Here is a 13,306-nt window from a genome sequence, read left to right as displayed (position 1 = left end):
ATCTTCATATCACGCCTGTTACTCAGTCAGGCCATCATGCTGGAGGCTGCATACTGTATTGTTCGTTCGGAAGGGAGGGTGCCAAGTTATGGAACACGCAGGCGAAATACTTATTCTCACGGGGCCGCCCGGATCAGGGAAGACCACGACAGCGCAAGCCCTTGCCGAAGAACCCGGCTCGCCCAAGGTTCATCTGCACTCTGACGACTTCTGGCACTTCATCAAAAACGGTGCTATTCAGCCCTATCTGCCCGAGGCGCAACAACAAAACTCCGTCGTCATGAATGTGCTCGCAGGGGTGGCGGAAGGCTACGCCAAGGGCGGTTATTTTGTCGTTGTAGATGGCATTATCGGCCCATGGTTTTTGCCGCCTTTTAGAAGACTTGCCGCACCACTCCATTATGTTGTCCTGCGGCCGCCGCTGGATGTGGCCATTCTTCGCTGCCAGGAACGTGGAGGCGACACGTTGACCGACCCGGAACCAATCACCGCACTCCATCGCCAGTTCTCATCGTTGGAACAGCTTGAGAGGCATGTTCTAGCTACGGGTGGACAGACCCGTTATGAAACGCTTGGCGAGGTGATCGAAGCCGTAGAGCGCGGCAAGTTTCGATTGGATGCATAGAGGTCGCGCTAGCAAGGGGACGGGAGGCTTCGCGTTCTCTCGTAGGGATCTGCGGTGGAATTCAAATCAGAGGTTTCGACTGCCGTAATAGAGGCGGGAGCACGGGTAGCGGCGCGCTCCGTGTCCGTACGACGTCAACTGTTCAGTCAATTCAGGTGAGTTGGTCGGAAATGCTATCTTCGTGATACATTAAACCCCGTACGGGCTTACAGAGATAGCAAAATGCCGACCCCTCATGCTCCTTCAGCCGGCGTCCGGCGGGCACTGCGAAAACTGGGCGCCGACATTCACGACGCGCGCCGCCGTCGCCGTTTGACCATGGCTGTCATTGCCGAGCGTGCCTTCACGTCGCGGGCAACTTTGCAGCGCGTCGAGGCAGGCGATCCGAGCGTGAGCATCGGCATCTATGCGGCCGTGCTGCAGGCGCTCGGGCTTCTCGATGGGCTACAGGAGGTTGCCGATGCAGCCCGGGATACAGTGGGCCTGTCGCTCGCAACCGCCGCATTGCCTCAACGTGTCCGGTTGCGTCGTGGCGGCGGAGGAAAGGGCGATCATGGCTGATGTCGAGGTATATATCGATCTAGACGGCGTGCCGCGACCGGTGGGGCTGCTCAGGCGTCATGCGTCGCGTCGGGAGGCAACGGTCACGTTCGAATATGACGAGACCTGGCTCGTCGACGACGAGCGTTTCTCGATCGAGCCGGCGCTGGCGTTGACGCGCGGTGTTTTTCCGCCGCCGCCGGATCAGTCCGTCTTTGGTTCGATCGGCGATTCGGCGCCCGATACGTGGGGGCGCCGGCTCATGCAGCGCGCAGAGCGTCGACAGGCCGAACGGGAAGGGCGGCGCGTGCGGACGCTGGGTGAACTGGATTATCTGCTGGGCGTAGCGGATGAAACACGCCTTGGTGCATTGCGATTTCGCAGAAGCGGAGGAGACGAATTCCAGACGCCCGTGCCCGCCGGCGTCCCCGCATTGATCGAATTGGGCCGGCTGCTGCAAATCACCGAGCGCATCCTGCGGGACGAGGAAACCGATGAGGATCTGCAACTGATCTTCGCGCCGGGCTCGTCACTGGGTGGCGCGCGTCCCAAGGCATCGGTTGTCGACCAGTATGGTCATCTGTCGATTGCCAAATTTCCGAAGGAATCCGACGAATACAGCATCGAAGCCTGGGAGGAGGTGGCCCTGCGCCTGGCCGAACGCGCCGGCATTTCCACCCCGCATCACGCGCTACTTGAGGTGGCAGGCAAGCTTGTCCTGTTGTCGCGTCGCTTCGATCGTACCGGGCATATTCGCATTCCCTTTCTCTCGGCCATGTCGATGACAGGATCGCGGGACGGCCAGCGCGGCAGTTATCCCGAGCTGGTTGACGCACTGACACAACACGGCGCGAGAGCGCGGGCCGATGCTGCACAGCTGTATCGCCGCGTGACCTTCAACGTACTGGTCTCCAATGTCGATGATCATTTGCGCAACCACGGTTTTCTCTGGGCCGGACGCGATGGCTGGGTGTTGTCACCGGCCTATGACCTCAATCCCACGCCAACCGATGTCAAGGCGCGCATCCTGACGACCAACATCGATCTCGACGAGGGCACGTGTTCGGTCGACCTCCTCGAGAGTGCGGCCGAGTTTTTCGGCTTGTCGCTGAAACAGGCTCGGGCCGCGATCCGGGAGGTGGCCGACGTGACGCGGACATGGCAGGCGGTTGCCCAGGAAGTCGGCTGCAGACGTGCAGAGATCGCGCGCATGGCAAGTGCGTTCGAACACGACGATCTTGATGCGGCCTTGCGGTTGTGACGATATCGAGGAATCCCTTCGAACGAGACTGATGTGCCGACGCACTCTCACCCGCGCGAGTGCCCGAGCGAGCGCAAGTACGTCGGCACTTTCGCCTTGCTCGTCGCCTGCACCCGCGTCATCAGCGTGTGATCGATCCGGTCGAGTCCGTAGGTTCGGGCAATGTCGTGCTGCAGTCTGCACCAGAGATGACCGGCCATTTCGGCATCGACCATCGCGCGGTGCGCACGGCCCGATTTCGGCAACTGCAGCATCTCGGCGAGACTCGATAGACGGTGGCTCCGGGCGTCCGGGTAGATGCGTCTCGCGACCAGCATCGTGCACGCGAAGGCGTGCTCGGCGTCGACATCGAGGCGGCCGAGTTCGGCCTGCCAGAACCGTTTGTCGAAACCGGCGTTGTGGGCCACGACCGCATGCTTGCCGACGAACGCCGCCGCTTCTTTCATGACCTTCGACGCGGGCGGGGCCGACGCGATCATGTCGTTCGTGATGCCGGTCAGCGCGACGACATCGGACGGGATGCGTCTGCCTGCATTCATCAGGCTTTGATAACGGTCGACGATCTGCCCGTCCCGGAGCAGGATGACGGCGATTTCGGTCGCGCGGTCGCCCAGATTCGGCGAAAGCCCGGTTGTTTCAAAGTCCAGTACCGCAACGGTTTGCATGGTCAAGTCCTGTTACTTCTCGCGGCGATTTGTGGTTCGGCCGAGAGGGTAGCATCTTCGCGCCGGCGATGGCCTCGTCCATGCCGGGCAGCGACCGGTTTTGCCGTCTCGTCGTCGCGGCGAGCGGGACGGGCGCCGAATGACGATAATGGGCGCTTCGCACTGGTTTGCCTGCCATGCTGCCGTGACCCAGCTGACGCTACCCGGATTCGACTTGCCGCCACCGGTTCCCGAGCATCGCTTCTTCTTCGCGGTGATGCCCGATCCGGGCGCGGCCGCGCGCATTGCCGCGCTGGCCGAAGGCCTGCGGTCCGGGACGCCCGGGAGGGCAGCGATGTTGCGCACCGAGCGTCTGCACGTCACGCTGTATTCGCTGGGCGACTTCGCTTATGTGCCGGATGCCGCCATCGCGCGCGCACGTGCCGCGGCGGATCGTATCGCTGCATCCGCCTTTCGCGTTACCTTCGACAGGATCGTCAGCTTCAACGGGCGACCCGGCCATCAACCGGTGGTGCTGACGTCAAGCGCCGGAGCGGACGCATTGATCGCTTTTCAGCAGCAGCTTCGCGAGGCTCTGCGAGGGGCCGGCCTGCGTGTCTCGGCCGCGCGTTTCACGCCGCACGTGACCTTGCTGTATGGCGAACGCCGGCCCGAGCAGCCCCGCATCGAGCCGGTTACGTGGACCGTGAACGAATTCGTGTTGATCCACAGCTGGCTCGGCAGGACGCACTACGACGTCGTCGGGCGTTGGCTGATGACAGGCGGCGACTCGTCGGTCGACGCGCTTCGCTAGCGGTTCGAGACGGATTGACGAACTGCTTCCGAGAGTCGTCGGCCGGCCAGCGCAACAAAGATCGCGCCATCCCGCATTCACGACTCGCACGGTGATCCATCAAGCGCCGCCGCCCGTTCAACCGCGCGCCGCGCGACGTCCCGCACGCCCGCGCTCATCGGCAGATCGTCGCGGTCGAGTTCGGCGACACCGAACCAGCGTGTATCGAGCGCATCGTCGCCTGCGACGGGCGTGCCGCGCAGCCATCTGCACAGCACGACGACCAGCACGAAGTGGTAGCGCAGCGTGCCGTCGGCATCGCGGTCGAACGCATCGAGTGCGGTGAACACGTCCAATGCCTCGACGTCGACGCTCGTCTCTTCGGCGATCTCCCGCACGGCCGCGTCCGCGACCGGCTCGCCGGGCTCGATCTTGCCGCCGGGAAATCCCCAGCAGCCGGCGTCCGGCGGATTCGCGCGACGCACGAGCAATACGTCGCGCCCGCGAAGCACGACGCCGATCACGGCAGGAACGGGGTGGGCGGCGCGCGACGATTCGGACATGGCGTTCCTCAAGCGTGGTCGCGGGCAAACCCGCGTGTGTGCCGGCGGCTCATCGCGCCGCGTCGGTACGCTGCTCGATCGCGCGGATCACGGCGACCATGTCGTCCGATCCGTGTCCGGCGCGCTCGGTTTCGCCGTACAGCGCATGGCAGATGTCGAGCAGCGGCGACGCGACGCCGATGCTTCTCGCGGCTTCGGCGACGAGGCGCGCGTTCTTCAGCACGTCGGTAATCGCCGCCTGCACCGAGAAATCCGATTCGACGAGCTTGCCGAGCTTCACGCGCGACACGTCGCTCGCCATCGGGCCCGCGTTCAGCACGTCGGCGAAGCGGGCGAGATCGATGCCGTGACGCTGCGCGAAATGCGCGGCCTCGGTCAGGCCGGTGACCATCGTGATCAGGAACAGGTTGACGGCGAGCTTCATCGTCAGCGCCGCCGGCACGTCGCCGCACACGAAGCTGTCGCGGCACAGCGGCTGCACGAGCGAGCGTACCGCGTCGACGTCGTCCGGCGCGCCGGCCAGCATCACGACGAGCTGGCCCGCCTCGGCCGGCTTGCGCGAGCCCGATACGGGGGCCTCGACGTAGCGGCCCGACGCGGCGGCGACTTCGTCGGCCAGCGCGCGCGAGTATTCGGGGCGGATGCGTGCCCATGTTGACGATCGTGTGTCCGGCGACGCGGCGGGCAAAATCCGCCGTGCCGCGTCCAAGAACGGCGTCGGTTGCCGCGTCGTTCGCCAGCATCAGGATGATGGTGCGGCACGCGGCGAACACGTCGTCGGGGCCGTCGGCCACGCGCGCGCCGGCGTCGCGCAATGCGTCGGTGTTGCGGTTCGAGCGGCTCCACACGACCAGCGGCGTGCCGGCCCGCGCGAGATTGAGCGCCATCGGCGTGCCCATCACGCCGAGGCCGATGAATCCGACTGCTGTCTGCATGTGCGTGCTCCTGGAGAGGCGGAAACGAATGCCGCAGGCGTCAGTGTCGCAGCGTTTCGACGGGCGTGCAGGCGGGGGAGCGTTCGGAGACAGGAGCGGCGGCGTCTTCGTCGGGACATGACGACGTCATGATCGCGCGTCGGTGCGTGAGAGATCGACGGACGCAGGTGGCGGCACGAATCGTGTCTGCCGCGAGCCGGCGTTCATTGCGGTTGTCGATGACGACCGAGCCGCGTTGCACGCGATGCATGCTCGTCAGCGCGATGACGCAGGGAGGCGAGGGTCAAAGCAGCGAACGAACACGGTCGCATCCGGACGCGAAGCGGCCTGACGCGCGCAGCATCGTCCCGATCGGCGGCCGATCGGGACGACCCGGACCGCTTCCACCGCACGCGTCTTATGCTTGTGCGAGTTCCGCCAGATACGACCAAGGATAGATGCCGCGCGCATGACCGTCACCGAACACGAGGCGGATGCCATACCCCGCGGCTTCCACATGCTCCAGCGCAATGTCAGGCTGCACGGGGACGCTGCCACCGTCACGGCGGATCCTCCGGCATTCGGCGCACGGACAGTCGCGGCGCAGCCGCGCATAGTCGATGCGCTGCGTTTCGCGGTCCGGCCAGCGCAGCGTCATCGCGCGGCCCGAAGGATCGAGCGTGATGTCGGTCGGCGGCGTCATGGCGCTTCCCCGATTTGCCGGATCGCGATCCGCACGGCCTTGCGCACCTCCGGATCGCGATCCTCGAGCGCGTCGTGCAGGGCCGGCAGCGTAGCCGGGTCGCGCAGTTCGCCGAGCGCGAGCGCGGCTTCCTTGCGCAGGTTGCCGATCGCATGCGCGAGCAGCGCGGCGACAGCCGGCGCGGCGGCCGCGTCGCGCAACTGCCCGAGCGCGCGGGCCGCACGCACGCGCACTTGCCAGTAATCGTCGTCGAGTGCGGCGACGAGCGGTTTGCGAGCGTGCGCGACGCGCAGCTTGCCGAGCGTCGCGGCCGCTTCCTCGCGCACCTGCCATTCGCCGTCGCGCAGCGCGGCGAGCAGCGCGGCCGAGACAACCGTTTCGTCGGGCGTCGCGAACCCGACGGCGCCCACGGCGATGCGTCGCACCTCGGCGTCCGGATCGTTCGTCGCGACGCGTGCGAGCGGCGCCAGCGCGCGCGGGTCCCGCAGCCAGCCGAGCACCGCGACGGCTTCGCTGCGCACCGCCGCGGCCGCATCGTCGAGCGCATCCAGCGCGGGTTCGAACGCATCCGCGAAACGCAGTTCGCGCAGGCCGCGCAGGACGGCGCCGCGCACCAACGGTTCGGTGCGCTCGGCCCAACGTCGCAGCACCGGGCCGGATGCGGCGTCCTTCAGCTCGGACAGGCTCTGCGCCGCGGTGGCGCGAACTTCGTCGTCCGGATCGAGCAGCGCGCGGCACAGCGCGTCGACGACGTCGGGCTGTTCCCACGCGCCGAGCACGCGGGCGGCTTCATGACGCACGTCGGGCGATGGATCGTCGTGCAGCGCCGCGACGAATGCCGGCACGAGATCGGGATCCTCGAGATCGGCGAGTTCGTACAGCGCAATGCGGCGCACCGACGGATCGGGCGCGGCGAGGCGCGCGACGAGTGCAGCGGCGTCGTGCTCGTGCGCACCGGACAGCGGGAATGCGGAGGAATGGGCAGTCATGGGCAAATGGTCGGAGCGGTGAGGGGGCGGCGCGGGATCATCCCGCGTCGCGCAGCAGCGCGAGGCAGCGGCGCTTGATGTCGATGAACGCGGGATCGGTCGTGCTGTCGTCGGTGCGCGGCCGCGCAAGCGGCACCCGAATGTCGGCGACCAGGCGTGCGGGCCGTGGCGACAGCATCAGGATGCGATCGCCGAGAAACAGCGCTTCCTCGATGTCGTGCGTGACGAACAACACGGTCGTGCCGATCCGCGACCAGATGTCGAGCAGCAGCGTCTGCATCATCCGGCGCGTCTGCGCGTCGAGCGCACCGAACGGCTCGTCCATCAGCAGGATGCGCGGCCGGTTGATCAGCACGCGAGCAATCTCGACGCGCTGCTGCATGCCGCCGGACAGCTGGGCCGGGTAGTGCGCGCCGTAGCCGCCGAGCCCGACGAGTTCCAGCAGTGCAGCCGCTTCTCTCCGACGCTCGCGGGCAGGCACGCCCTTCATCTTCAGGCCGAACGCGACGTTGTCGATCACGCGTTTCCATGGAAACAGCGTGTGCTGCTGGAACACGAGCCCGCGATCGGGATGCGGGCGGTCGACCGGCACGCCGTCGACGACGATCTCGCCTTCGGTGGCCGCGACATGGCCGGCGAGCGCGCCGAGCAGCGTCGATTTCCCGCATCCCGACGGGCCGAGCACGCAGACGAATTCACCCGGCGCGATGTCGACGTCGAGCGCGTCGAGCGCCGCGAAGCGCGCGTGCGGCGGGCCGAGTTCGATCGTCAGCGCCCGCACGCCGACGCGGCCCGGCGCGGTCGATGCAAGCCCGGCCGCGCTCACGGCCGGCCTCCGCGCGGCGCGTACCACGGCGTGAGGGCCGCACCGATCCGCTTGACGAGCAGGCTGCTGCCCATCCCGAGCAGGCCGATCAACGCCATCCCGACCACGATGTCCGGATAGTTCTGCAGCGTGTAGGACTCCCATGTGAAGTAGCCGATGCCGTACTGGCCCGCGATCATTTCTGCCGTGACGAGGCAGAACCATGCGGTGCCCATGCCGATCGACAGGCCCGTGAAGATCGCCGGCGCGGCGCCGGGCAGGATCACTTCCGCATAGAGCGCGAGGCCGCGCGTGCCGAGGCTGCGCGCGGTCGCGACGAGCCGCGGATCGACGGCCTCGGCGCCGTGCACGGTGTTCAGCAGGATCGGGAACAGCGCGCCGACGAAGGTGATGAACATCATGCTGAGTTCCGACGACGGAAACATCAGGATCGCGAGCGGAATCCACGCGACGGCGGGGATCGGTCGCAGCACCTCGAGCGGCGGCAGCAGCGTATCCTCGAGCGCGCGGTAGCGGCCGATCGCGAGCCCGAGGCCGATGCCCGCGACGGCCGCCGCAACGAATCCCGCCAGCACGCGCGTGACGCTCGCGAGCAGGTGCATCGGCAGCTTCGGCGATTGCAGGAACGACCAGAGTGCCGGGCCGACGTCGGTCGGCGCGGGCACGTTCGCGAACGTGACGATGCTGAGCGACAGCCGCCAGTGGACGGCCGCCTGCCACAGCGCGACGCATGCGGCGAGCGACGCGATCCGCGAGGCGCGGCGGTGCAGCGAGGTGGAGCGGTCGCGCGTGGCGGCGCGCGACGCGAAGCCGTCGCTCGCGCGCGGCGGGTCGGGGAGACGACGTTTGGCGAGTTCGAAGGTGGCGGCCATGCGAATGTCCGGTGTCGATGAGTGGAGAAGGAGAGCCGGGCTCAGCGTACGGCGAGCGCCTGCGCGGCGCCGGTCTTCGCGGCCGCATAGTCGACGACCGCACCCGACACCTGCTGCGCGTATGCGTCGGCGCCCGTCTTCAGCAGGAACGCGGTGAGCGTGCCGCGCGCGTCTTTCACGTACCACGCCTGGTCGGCGAACAGTTTCAGGCCGCTCGCGTGGTCGTGCACGTACACCGCGCGCACCTTCGCGGACGGGCCGAGCTTATCGAGCGCGGCGAACGCGGCGAACGCGGCGGTCGGGCTCGCGTAGTGGCGCACGGCTTCGTCGCCGGCGAGCCAGACCTGTGCGACATCGTTGAAATCGCGAATCGGCTTGCCGGTCGATGCATCGTTCGCGACGAGCGGCTGCTTGCCGTAATGCTTGAGCGCCGCATCGTAGTCGAGCCCCGACGCCTTGAAGGCCGCGCGGATGTAGCGATCGTCGATGAAGGTCGCGGGATCGGGCGCGGTGTCGGTCTTCTTCAGCAGCTTGAGCGTATCGATCGCAGTGGCGACGGCCTGCCGGTATTCCGGCTTCCACGTCAGGTCGCGGGTCTGGATGCCGAGCGGGCCGTGATACAGGTAATCGACCGGTGCGTCGATGCCGGTGACCTTCTCGATCAGCAGACTGTACTTCTCCGGATTCTGCGCGAGCAGCCGGTTCGCCTCGATCACGGCCCGCAGGTACGCGACGACCACTTCCGGATAGCGCTGCGCATAGGCCGCGTCGACGAGCGCGCCGTGGAAGGTCGGTGCGTGGCTTTGCGCGCCGTCGTAGATCTTGCGCGCGATGCCGCGATACGGGAACAGGTCCGCGAACGGCACGAAGTCCGCATGCGCGTCGATCTTGTTCGCCTTCAGCGCGCTGCCGGCCACCTCCGGCGCCTGCGTGACGATGTTCACGTCGGTGTCGGGGTTCCAGCCCTGCGCCTTGATTGCGCGCAGCAGCATCCCGTGCGCGGTCGACGCGAACGGCACCGAGATCGTCTTGCCCTTCAGGTCGGCCAGCGAGCGCGCCGGCGAGCTCGTCGGCACGACGATGCCGTTGCCGCTGCCGTCGATGCTGCCGTCGAGCACGGTGATGAATACGCTGCTGCGGCCGGCCTTGCGGAACGCCGCGCCGTTCAGCGCGCCGGGAAAGTCGGCCATCGCACCGAAGTCGAGCTTGCCGGCGACCATCTCGTTGGTCAGCGGCGCGCCGGACGTGAAGTCCTTCCATTGCACGTCGTATTTCACGCCCTGGTATTTGCCGGTGCGCGGCAGGTACTTGTCGAGCAGGTGCAGTTCGCGAATCAGCAGGCCGCCGGTCGCGCAGTTGATCGTCGTGTCCTGCGTGCCGATCGCGACGCGAATCGTTTCGGCATGCGCGAAGCCGGTGGCGGCGACGACGAGCGATGCGGCGAACAGGCGGAAAATCCGTAGCGTGGGGTTCATGATGTTCGGAATCCGGAAAGAGGGAATCGATGCACCGGTCTTGCGCCGGGTCAGCGCAGCAGGTACGGGATGTCGACCTTGACCGCGCCGGTCGGGCAATCGCGCTCGCACGGCATGCAGTACCAGCATTCGTCGAACTGCATGTAGGCCTTGCCCTTGCCGACGTCGATCGCGAGCAGGTCGAGCGGGCATACGTCGACGCAGACGGTGCAGCCTTTGTCGGCGATGCAGCGTTCCTCGTCGATCGTGACGGGCGCGCTGCTGCGCAGGAAGATGTCGTGCGGGGTATGGGGCACGGTGAGGCTCCTCAGAGGGCGGCCGCGAGCGCGGCCGGTTCACGGATGCGCAGATGCGCGTAGGCGCTGCGCTCGTCGTCGGCGAGCGGCACGATGTACGGCTCGACCGCGCGCTTCTCGCTGCGCATCGCGCCGTCGGCGCCCTTGCTCAGCCACGTGTGGCAGAACCACTCGGCATCGTTGCGGTGCGGGAAATCGACGCGGTGGTGGTAAAGCCCCCAGCGGCTCTCGGTGCGGAACAGCGACGCGCGCGCGGCCATTTCGGCGCAATCGCGGATCGCGCGCACCTCGGCCGCACGCATCAGTTCGTGCGGATGGCTGGCCTTGATCGATTCGATATCCTCAGAAATTTCGGCAAAACGCTGCAAGCCGATTTCCATCTTGCGCGTCACCTTCGGCGGCTGCAGGTAGTCGTTCACCATGCGGCGCAGCTTGTATTCGACCTGCGCCGGTGCGAGGCCGCGGTCGCGCGCGAGCGGCGCCAGCACGCGCGCGCGTTCGGCATCGACCTGTGCGTCGTCGACGGCCGCGTGGTCGCGACCGGCAACATATTCTGCGGCGTTCTGCCCGGCAAACCAGCCGTACGTGAAGGCGCCGAGCATGTAGTTGTGCGGGACGGCGGCCATGTCGCCCGCCGCGTAGAGACCCGGCACGGTCGTTTCCGCTCGCGCGTTCACATAGACGCCCGATGCGCTGTGCCCGCTGCAGAAACCGATCTCGGAGATGTGCATCTCGACCATCTGGTGCCGGTAGTCGGTTCCGCGTCCGGCATGGAAGCGGCCGCGGCTCGGCCGCTCGTTCGTGTGCAGGATCTGCTCGATGGTCTGGATGGTTTCTTCCGCCAGATGGTTGAGCTTCAGGAACACGGGGCCGTTGCCGCTTTGCAGCTCCTGGTAGAACTCCCACATCATCTGGCCGCTCCAGTAGTCGCATTCGATGAAGCGTTCGCCCTTGCCGTTCGCGGTGAACCCGCCGAGCGGCCCCGTCACGTATGCGCAAGCAGGGCCGTTGTAGTCCTTGATCAGCGGATTGATCTGGAAGCATTCGAGGTTCGCGAGCGCCGCGCCCGCGTGATAGGCCATCGCGTAGCCGTCGCCGGCGTTGGTCGGGTTCTCGTACGTGCCCATCAGGTAGCCGGATGCCGGCAGGCCCAGGCGGCCGGCCGCGCCGCAGCAGAGAATCACGGCCTTCGCGCGGATCACGTGGAACTCCGCGGTGCGGCAGTCGAAGCCGAGCACGCCGCTTGCATGGCCCTGCGCATCGGTCAGCACGCGGGTCGCGACGATCCGGTTCGTGATCGCGATGCGCGCGCGTTTCAGCTGCCGGTACAACACCTTCTTGATGTCGTGCCCTTCGGGCATCGGCAGCACGTACGAGCCCATGTGATGCACCTTCTTCACCGCGTAGTCGCCGGTGCCGTCCTTTTCGAACTTCACGCCCCAGCGGTCGAGCTGCTCGATCGTCGCGAAGCTGTGCGTCGCGTACGCATGGACCGCTGCCTGGTCGACGATCCCGTCGTTCGCGATCGTGATCTCGCGCGTGTACTGCTCGGGCGTCGCATAGCCGGGGATCACCGCGTTGTTCAGGCCGTCCATGCCCATCGAGATTGCGCCGCTGCGTTTCACGTTGGCCTTCTCGAGCAGCAGCACGCGCAGCGACGGGTCGCGCTCCTTCGCCTTGATCGCGGCCATCGGGCCGGCCGTGCCGCCGCCGACCACGACGATGTCGTATTCCTGGATATGGGTGTTCATCGCGGGTTCCTTGCTGGTTTGCGCGTCTTCTGCCGGTCGATGCGCAGCCGGTACTGGAAGGCGTCGCCGCGGAAGTAGAGATGTTCGTAATCGATCGGCGTGCCCGACGCGTCGTGCGTCAGACGCTCGATGCGCAGCACCGGGCTGCTTTCCTCGACGCGCAGCGCGTCGACGATCTCGTCGTCGGCGAGGATCGCGTCGATCGACACGTCGGCGTGACCGAGCGGGATGCCGCAGTCGTTCTCGAGGATCAGGAAGATGTCGCGGGTCGCGAGGTCCGCGTTCGCGAGACGCTTGCCGAGCGCCTCCGGCACCCAGGTCTGTTCGAGCGACACCGGTTCGCGGTTCAGCAGCCGCACGCGGTGAATCTCGACGAGCGGTGCGCCCTCCGGCACGTGCAGTTTCGTCGCGAGATGGCGGTCGGCCTTGACGGTGCGCAGGCTGCGCAACTGGTTGACGATCTCGTAGCCCATCGACGACATCGCCTCGGCAAAGCCCTGCAGCGACGTGACGTTCTGGAACGCCTTCGGCTTCGACACGAAGGTGCCCTTGCCGTGAAGCTTGAACAGCAGGCCTTCCTTCTGCAGATCGCCGAGCGCCTGGCGCACGGTGATGCGGCTCACGTCGAACATCGCGCATAGCGCATGCTCGGACGGCATCCGGCTGTGCGGCGCATAGGTGCCGTCGAGGATGCGCGTGCGCAGCGTGTCCTTGATCTGCACGTAGAGCGGCGGGGGCGTGAGCGGTACGACATTGGGTGAGGGCATCGGTCGACTTGTTATGACAAGATGGGGCGAGTGTAGCCAGCGCGATCGCGCGTCCCAACCAACGATTTCTGCTTTCGACTTTCCGAATCCGGAAAAGGGGAGCGGGGCGGCCGTCCGGACACGGGCGCGATGTGAAGCCCGCGATCCTCGCCCGATCCGTCGCCAAAATCGACCGCCCCTCACCGATTTGCCTGCGCGGTGCCCGTGCATGTCGATTTTCCGATGCGTCGCGCGTCGTACCCATGTCGACCGGGCTGGCGACGGCGTTGACGCCGTTGGCGCCCGGC

The 13,306-nt window shown here is 66.7% G+C and carries 14 protein-coding genes and 1 pseudogene; 4 read left to right on the top strand and 11 right to left on the bottom strand.

Annotation, left to right across the window (positions count from 1 at the left end; translation table 11 throughout):
* Window positions 1–88: 88 nt before the first annotated feature.
* From BST28156_RS03185 to BST28156_RS03175, 3 genes are all read left to right on the top strand, one after another.
* A complete protein-coding gene (locus BST28156_RS03185) occupies window positions 89–625 on the top strand; it encodes an ATP-binding protein (RefSeq protein ID WP_174901467.1) in 537 nt (178 codons plus the stop codon).
* A gap of 222 nt (window positions 626–847) precedes the next feature.
* The gene (locus BST28156_RS03180; RefSeq protein WP_174901466.1) at window positions 848–1,186 is read left to right on the top strand and encodes a helix-turn-helix domain-containing protein; all 339 of its coding nucleotides are present in this window, start codon (window positions 848–850) and stop codon (window positions 1,184–1,186) included.
* Window positions 1,179–2,426: a type II toxin-antitoxin system HipA family toxin gene (locus BST28156_RS03175; protein ID WP_174901465.1), complete on the top strand. Its 1,248-nt coding sequence runs from the start codon at window positions 1,179–1,181 to the stop codon at window positions 2,424–2,426. Before BST28156_RS03180 ends, BST28156_RS03175 begins: the two co-directional genes overlap by 8 nt.
* A 47-nt stretch (window positions 2,427–2,473) precedes the next feature.
* On the opposite strand, the gene BST28156_RS03170 is transcribed toward BST28156_RS03175, so the two are convergent.
* A complete protein-coding gene (locus BST28156_RS03170) occupies window positions 2,474–3,091 on the bottom strand; it encodes a 3'-5' exonuclease (RefSeq protein WP_174901464.1) in 618 nt (205 codons plus the stop codon).
* Window positions 3,092–3,239: 148 nt separating this feature from the next.
* On the opposite strand from BST28156_RS03170, the gene thpR reads away from it, so the two are divergent.
* Window positions 3,240–3,884, top strand: coding sequence for an RNA 2',3'-cyclic phosphodiesterase (gene thpR / locus BST28156_RS03165; protein WP_060240053.1), 645 nt, complete (start codon window positions 3,240–3,242; stop codon window positions 3,882–3,884).
* A 77-nt stretch (window positions 3,885–3,961) separates the two neighbouring features.
* Here the strand turns inward: thpR and BST28156_RS03160 are convergent, their stop codons facing one another.
* The 10 genes and pseudogenes from BST28156_RS03160 to BST28156_RS03115 form a co-directional block, all read right to left on the bottom strand.
* Window positions 3,962–4,426, bottom strand: a complete 465-nt coding sequence (locus BST28156_RS03160) for an NUDIX hydrolase (RefSeq protein ID WP_174901463.1) — start codon at window positions 4,424–4,426, stop codon at window positions 3,962–3,964.
* A 49-nt stretch (window positions 4,427–4,475) separates the two neighbouring features.
* Window positions 4,476–5,361: pseudogene (locus BST28156_RS03155) on the bottom strand (NAD(P)-dependent oxidoreductase).
* A gap of 397 nt (window positions 5,362–5,758) precedes the next feature.
* Window positions 5,759–6,043, bottom strand: coding sequence for a gamma-butyrobetaine hydroxylase-like domain-containing protein (locus BST28156_RS03150; RefSeq protein WP_174901462.1), 285 nt, complete (start codon window positions 6,041–6,043; stop codon window positions 5,759–5,761).
* A complete protein-coding gene (locus BST28156_RS03145; protein WP_174901461.1) occupies window positions 6,040–7,032 on the bottom strand; it encodes a HEAT repeat domain-containing protein in 993 nt (330 codons plus the stop codon). Before BST28156_RS03145 ends, BST28156_RS03150 begins: the two co-directional genes overlap by 4 nt.
* Window positions 7,033–7,069: 37 nt before the next feature.
* Entirely contained in the window at window positions 7,070–7,858 is a 789-nt protein-coding gene (locus tag BST28156_RS03140; protein WP_174901460.1) for an ABC transporter ATP-binding protein, read from the bottom strand.
* The gene (locus BST28156_RS03135) at window positions 7,855–8,730 is read right to left on the bottom strand and encodes an ABC transporter permease (protein ID WP_174901459.1); all 876 of its coding nucleotides are present in this window, start codon (window positions 8,728–8,730) and stop codon (window positions 7,855–7,857) included. The genes BST28156_RS03140 and BST28156_RS03135 overlap by 4 nt, the downstream gene beginning before the upstream one ends.
* Before the next feature lie 41 nt (window positions 8,731–8,771).
* Window positions 8,772–10,205 carry an ABC transporter substrate-binding protein gene (locus tag BST28156_RS03130; RefSeq protein ID WP_174901458.1) on the bottom strand — a complete coding sequence of 478 codons (1,434 nt, stop codon included), beginning with the start codon at window positions 10,203–10,205 and terminating at the stop codon, window positions 8,772–8,774.
* A 50-nt stretch (window positions 10,206–10,255) separates the two neighbouring features.
* On the bottom strand, window positions 10,256–10,501 hold the full coding sequence (locus BST28156_RS03125) for a 4Fe-4S dicluster domain-containing protein (RefSeq protein ID WP_060240070.1): 246 nt from the start codon (window positions 10,499–10,501) through the stop codon (window positions 10,256–10,258).
* An 11-nt stretch (window positions 10,502–10,512) separates the two neighbouring features.
* Complete coding sequence (locus BST28156_RS03120; protein ID WP_174901457.1) at window positions 10,513–12,252, bottom strand: fumarate reductase/succinate dehydrogenase flavoprotein subunit; 1,740 nt, start codon at window positions 12,250–12,252, stop codon at window positions 10,513–10,515.
* Window positions 12,249–13,019 carry a GntR family transcriptional regulator gene (locus BST28156_RS03115; RefSeq protein WP_174901456.1) on the bottom strand — a complete coding sequence of 257 codons (771 nt, stop codon included), beginning with the start codon at window positions 13,017–13,019 and terminating at the stop codon, window positions 12,249–12,251. Before BST28156_RS03115 ends, BST28156_RS03120 begins: the two co-directional genes overlap by 4 nt.
* Between the last annotated feature and the right edge of the window lie 287 nt (window positions 13,020–13,306).

This window comes from Burkholderia pseudomultivorans (assembly GCF_902499075.1).
In the GTDB taxonomy this organism is placed as follows: Bacteria; Pseudomonadota; Gammaproteobacteria; order Burkholderiales; family Burkholderiaceae; genus Burkholderia; species Burkholderia pseudomultivorans.
Note: the sequence above shows the minus strand (reverse complement) of the source record. Positions and strands in the feature narration are given on the sequence as shown.

Bases quoted from the DNA above. Each gene is read 5' to 3' on its own strand.
- BST28156_RS03115 (WP_174901456.1), bottom strand. From the start codon at position 13,019: ATGCCCTCACCCAATGTCGTACCGCTCACGCCCCCGCCGCTCTACGTG.
- BST28156_RS03185 (WP_174901467.1), top strand. From the start codon at position 89: ATGGAACACGCAGGCGAAATACTTATTCTCACGGGGCCGCCCGGATCA.
- BST28156_RS03160 (WP_174901463.1), bottom strand. From the start codon at position 4,426: ATGTCCGAATCGTCGCGCGCCGCCCACCCCGTTCCTGCCGTGATCGGC.
- BST28156_RS03180 (WP_174901466.1), top strand. From the start codon at position 848: ATGCCGACCCCTCATGCTCCTTCAGCCGGCGTCCGGCGGGCACTGCGA.
- BST28156_RS03150 (WP_174901462.1), bottom strand. From the start codon at position 6,043: ATGACGCCGCCGACCGACATCACGCTCGATCCTTCGGGCCGCGCGATG.
- BST28156_RS03120 (WP_174901457.1), bottom strand. From the start codon at position 12,252: ATGAACACCCATATCCAGGAATACGACATCGTCGTGGTCGGCGGCGGC.
- BST28156_RS03135 (WP_174901459.1), bottom strand. From the start codon at position 8,730: ATGGCCGCCACCTTCGAACTCGCCAAACGTCGTCTCCCCGACCCGCCG.
- thpR (WP_060240053.1), top strand. From the start codon at position 3,240: ATGGGCGCTTCGCACTGGTTTGCCTGCCATGCTGCCGTGACCCAGCTG.
- BST28156_RS03170 (WP_174901464.1), bottom strand. From the start codon at position 3,091: ATGCAAACCGTTGCGGTACTGGACTTTGAAACAACCGGGCTTTCGCCG.
- BST28156_RS03145 (WP_174901461.1), bottom strand. From the start codon at position 7,032: ATGACTGCCCATTCCTCCGCATTCCCGCTGTCCGGTGCGCACGAGCAC.
- BST28156_RS03175 (WP_174901465.1), top strand. From the start codon at position 1,179: ATGGCTGATGTCGAGGTATATATCGATCTAGACGGCGTGCCGCGACCG.
- BST28156_RS03130 (WP_174901458.1), bottom strand. From the start codon at position 10,205: ATGAACCCCACGCTACGGATTTTCCGCCTGTTCGCCGCATCGCTCGTC.